This window comes from Nitratidesulfovibrio oxamicus (assembly GCF_015731765.1).
In the GTDB taxonomy this organism is placed as follows: Bacteria; Desulfobacterota; Desulfovibrionia; order Desulfovibrionales; family Desulfovibrionaceae; genus Cupidesulfovibrio; species Cupidesulfovibrio oxamicus.
In genome coordinates this window covers 1-535 of record NZ_VRYY01000794.1, presented here as the reverse complement: position 1 = coordinate 535, position 535 = coordinate 1, and the positions used below count along the sequence as shown (strand labels likewise).

1 pseudogene is annotated in these 535 nt (G+C 73.6%); it reads left to right on the top strand.

Going from position 1 to position 535, the window contains the following annotated elements:
• Positions 1-535: pseudogene (locus FVW20_RS18610) on the top strand (hypothetical protein); the annotation flags it as partial.

The following is a 535-nucleotide window of genomic DNA, read 5'->3' as shown; positions in this document are numbered from 1 at the left end:
CGCGCGACACCCCGCACGATGTCGCAGCCGTTCCCCTGCGGGTTCGTTTGCGCAGCCTGCACTGGCGCGACGGCGCCATGGCGGCGCTGGGCACGGCGGCATCCATCGCGGTATTCGCAGGGCTGCTGCACGCCGCCGGGGCATGGGACGCCTTCCGGGCCATGACCGCCGGGGTGGGTGGCCAGACCGGGTTGGGAGAGGCGTTGCAGGCGGGCGTAGTGCTGTACCTGACGCAGGAGTTGCGCCTGCCCGCGCTGGCCCTGCTGCTGTGGGGCGCGTGGGCCGTGCTGGACGGCAGGCCGCGTGGCGGCATACAGCCGCTGCTGCTGTACGTGCTGCTGCTGGCGGCTGACTACCTGCACACGGTGGCGACCACCCGCTCCTGGATCGGCTATGGGGCGGACTGGCCGCTGTTTCTGGTGACCGTGGGCGCGGTGTGCGTGGTGTTTCGCGATGACCTGCTGGGGCGCTTTGCCGGGGGTGCCGGGGCGCGGGGCGCATCCACCGCCCTGTCCCCGGCGGGGCGGGCCGCCGT